Source organism: Dyella sp. 01N36, from assembly GCF_056399745.1.
Genome location: NZ_JBFTRY010000268.1, coordinates 1 through 3,930, shown reverse-complemented (window position 1 = coordinate 3,930; position 3,930 = coordinate 1). Strand labels below are relative to the sequence as shown.

5 protein-coding genes are annotated in these 3,930 nt (G+C 59.3%); 2 read left to right on the top strand and 3 right to left on the bottom strand.

The features are described from left to right. Positions 1–235, top strand: a 235-nt coding sequence (locus AC1DMG_RS20710) for an IS30 family transposase (RefSeq protein WP_477181020.1), incomplete at its 5' end; no start/stop codon positions are given. Between the two features lie 323 nt (positions 236–558). Here AC1DMG_RS20710 and copD read toward each other — a convergent pair. Together copD and copC are read right to left on the bottom strand one after the other, a co-directional pair. Continuing rightward, the gene (gene copD / locus AC1DMG_RS20705) at positions 559–1,485 is read right to left on the bottom strand and encodes a copper homeostasis membrane protein CopD (protein WP_441605666.1); all 927 of its coding nucleotides are present in this window, start codon (positions 1,483–1,485) and stop codon (positions 559–561) included. A 7-nt stretch (positions 1,486–1,492) separates the two neighbouring features. After that, the gene (gene copC, locus AC1DMG_RS20700) at positions 1,493–1,876 is read right to left on the bottom strand and encodes a copper homeostasis periplasmic binding protein CopC (protein WP_441605665.1); all 384 of its coding nucleotides are present in this window, start codon (positions 1,874–1,876) and stop codon (positions 1,493–1,495) included. A 627-nt stretch (positions 1,877–2,503) separates the two neighbouring features. Between copC and AC1DMG_RS20695 the strand changes: the two genes are divergently transcribed. Next, complete coding sequence (locus AC1DMG_RS20695; RefSeq protein WP_441605664.1) at positions 2,504–3,058, top strand: YaeQ family protein; 555 nt, start codon at positions 2,504–2,506, stop codon at positions 3,056–3,058. Positions 3,059–3,133: 75 nt separating this feature from the next. Here the strand turns inward: AC1DMG_RS20695 and AC1DMG_RS20690 are convergent, their stop codons facing one another. Then, positions 3,134–3,604, bottom strand: coding sequence for a hypothetical protein (locus AC1DMG_RS20690; RefSeq protein WP_477181019.1), 471 nt, complete (start codon positions 3,602–3,604; stop codon positions 3,134–3,136). Positions 3,605–3,930: the final 326 nt, after the last annotated feature.

Sequence of the window (3,930 nt, the reverse complement as noted above, 5' to 3'; positions counted from 1 at the left end):
GGCCACCGACATCAAGGTTTATTTCTGTGATCCGTACAACCCATGGCAGCGTGGTTCGAACGAGAACACCAACGGTCTTCTGCGGCAATATTTTCCCAAAGGCATGGATCTGTCTGGCCTCACCCAAGCGCAACTCAACGCCGTGGCAAGGCGCTTGAACGGAAGGCCGAGAAAGACTCTAAACTTCGAAACACCGGCCGAACGATTTCATCAATTCGTTGCAACGACCGGCTGAAACCGCAGTCGGAAGCGGACATTACGTAGTTACGAGAATAAAGACCTAAGAGCCATTCGACCGCGATAAGCAATAGCGGAATTGCTAGGACGAAGTAATGCATCTCCCCTAGGGGTCGACCTCCCTTCGCGTCCATTGGCGGCTCCCACCCCTTTAAGGTGACATCCGTAGTGGATATAAGATTGATATATCGCGCCGATCCTTCGTCGAAGAGAAACCAGTAGGCCAGGCCAGCACTCGGCGTGAGCATCAATGCAAGGTCCAACATCCAGCCGTCTCTCTCTTGTTGATCTTTACGAAGCTGAGCTTGAACGCTGGGGGCACTAGCCCCCGCCTGGGTCAAGAGTACCTATCCAAGCGACGAGGCCCAAGATCAGTATCGCCAAGCTCGTCTCGAGGTAGAGACTGCGTGTAAGTGTTGACACGGCGGTAGCGGCATCGTCGTCGCGCCGGGCCCTTTCCAGGGCTGGTGCGAGACGAAAGCGATTGGCCGCTGCGAGTGTGAGCATGGCTGCAAAGAGGGCCAGCTTTACCAGCAGAAGGCGACCGTACAGGGTTTCGATCAACCCGGACAATGTCGGGCCCACGATGATGATGTAGTTGACTATGCCGCTGGTGATCAGCACCGCAACGATCAGCGCGCCCGATCGAGCAAACCCAGTTGCAGCGCTTGATAGCAGAGCGACGTTTTTTTGTTCGGCGTGACGCGATGCCGCCCGGGAGATGAGCGTCAGAGCCACCAGCGCGCCCACCCAGGCGCCAGCGGCAAACAGGTGGGCAATATCGACACCAAGATGGACCCAGGCTAGCGGTCCTTCGTTCATCGCACCATGGCCTGCCCATGCGAGAGTCGCCAGAGCGACGGCACAGAGCACCGAAGCCACTGCTACACGGCTGCGCGTATCGCCACCCGATGCCACTGTAAACCATAGCGAAACCAAGAGGACTGCAACGCGAAGGTTCCACGTCATTCCCACGGCGGTCTGGGTGAGTAACGTCTGCACCACGCCCCATACGGCACCCGCATCGCTGCTTCCGCTCATGGCTTGCGCCATTGCCCAGAGCGCGGCGCTCGACGCTAAAAGGCTCACTATTGTCGCCGCACCCGCTACACGCAGGGTCTGACGGACGACGGACAGGGCCGACCGGTTGCGGGTTAGGGCCTGAAGGACAAACGCGGGCAAACCAAAGGCCAGCATGAGGCCGAGATAGAGCGCGAAGCGACTGAGCACCAACAAGCTATCGAACATCGCCGGATCACTTCACGTGGAAGCTGAAGGACCCTTTCGCGGTATGCGTATCGCTGGATACCACATGCCAATCCACACGATACGTCCCGGAACTAAGCGGCCGAGCCGGCGTAATCACCAACGACTTCGCATCCGACGAGGCCGCGGTCTTGACCTCGAGCTTCACCGGCTCCATGGTCATGCCAGGCATCTCCGTCATCATCAGATCCGCGCCCGAGAGCTGCGCCATCAGAGCTTCGGAAAATGACACTTCGATCGTACCCGGCGAGCTGACATCGGCATGGTCAGCAGGCGTCGTAACAACGAGCTTGGGGTGGGCGAATGCGGCGCCACTGGCGAGGAACGCAGCAGCGGCGAGAAGCCGGAGTGTATAGGACCGGAAGTGCGACATGACTGACTCCTTGCGTGATGAAGCGGGTTAGGGAGAGGGGTTTTCCATGATGTTTGGACGATCCCTCTGGAACCGGATGCTGACGCCGACAACGATCTGCTGCTCAAGACGAGACAGCGGTCTTGTTATGCATGGCAGGAGGCTGCGCTGGATGGGGTAACGGTTAATGCGTCAATTTCGCCGACATCGCTGACTCGAGAAAAACAGCTGGTCGCAGAAAGGAGCGCGCCGGATCACTCGGCAAGTGGGCGCAATTTGCCCTGATCAACGCTGCCTTTCGCCGCCGCCATGCCCCGGAGAAAGCGCGTCGGTACACGCCGAATTGCCATCAACTCAAGAGTGCCGGCAGACCACGGCATAACCTACACGCAGTAAGCCAAGGTCCGCTTCGGGTCGGAAGCGGACCAATGCTAGCTCGTTATCCCACGCCGACGGGTTGATCGGAACAGCGGGCAGATTTGGCGACTCAGACAACGGCGTGAGCCCGACTTTGCATTCGATGGACGACTACGGCCAACATCCTGGCATGGCCGCAAGACGGGCGGCCCAAGCATGGCCCGGGTCTTTCCGCCCGCCCCGGGGCAAAGCCGCGTAAAATAGTCGCTTTACGCCCACTCAAGTGCCCCCATGGCCCTCACCGCCACCATCCACAAGGCCGAACTGTCGATCAGCGACATGGACCGGCACTACTACGCCACCCACGCATTGACCCTCGCCCGCCATCCGTCGGAAACCGAGGAGCGATTGATGGCGCGCCTGCTCGCGTTCACGCTGTATGCCGACGAACGGCTGGAGTTCGGCAAGGGGCTCAGCGACACCGACGAACCGGCCCTGTGGCGCAAGGCCTATACCGACGAGATCGAGCTGTGGATCGACGTCGGCCTGCCTGATGAAACACGCTTGCGCAAAGCCTGCAACCAGTCGCGGCACGTCGTGGTGCTGGCCTACGGCGGTCATGCCGTCAACGTCTGGTGGAGCAAGATCGCCAGCACGCTCACCCGCCACGACAACCTCAGCGTGCTCGCCATCGACCACGCTGACATGCAGCAACTGGCTGCCCTGTGCGAGCGGAGCATGCGCCTGCAATGCCTTATCCAGGACGGCGAACTGCAGCTCATCGCCGGCGACCTCACGCTGCCGATCCGTCCGGCTATCCGCAAGGGTGAGTACGCTGTCGCTTGAGAAAGTGCCCCTGCCCCGTTTTGAAACGTCCGCCGTGGGTCGATAGCAGACATGCATCGAGCGCCTATTCATGGCTCAGTGAGCCACCCGCTTTTTCGGCAGGGGCAATAGATAAGACCGTTCCAAGATCCCATCGTCTACCGCGAACCGAAGCTCGCCGTCTTCCTTTACCACTTGACCACACAACAACATATCCTGCCTGTAATAACGGATCATCGTCAGGTCCGGCTTGAAATTGTCCCCCTCCACCTCTCGGAATTTTCGAAAAAGATCCTCGCGCACGTTAACGTCGGTGCTTTGCGATAGCGTGTCTGTCTTGACGCATCCGGGGCTTTCGTCGCCGGCGGTTTCCAACAGACCATACTGCGAATGTTCGTTCTCTCGGAAGAGCGAGTACTCCTTGGCGTCAGTCGTGACAACCACATGGGTCCGCACGCACTGGCCAATCATCAATGCTTTGTCTCGCACGACCTGGTCGAAGGGTACATACGGCGCCGTGCCACAAAAGCCTTCCCCATGACACAGGGTGCTGACCAGAACGATCATCAGGGCAGGCGTCCATCTCAGCATCGTTCTTTATCCCAATAGGTCAGTGCTCCGGACTGCCGCTTCGTCGCCATTTGCGTTAGGTCCGTATATGGACTCCTCCCCTTTGCCAAGCATCTCTTAGCTCTGGCGTCCGTGTCGACTGCACACGTATATCCGGCCTCTAGTTGCTGCACCGTCAGGCGGTGCCGGGCCACGATGAGCTAGTCGCGCGTCGGCTCCCAATCGCTTTGGCGTGCTTGTCAGCACACGGACCTTTCAGGGGTTTGCCAACGCCGGTTCGACCGGTTCGTCATCACTTCGGGGGCTTCGCAATCGTGAAGGGA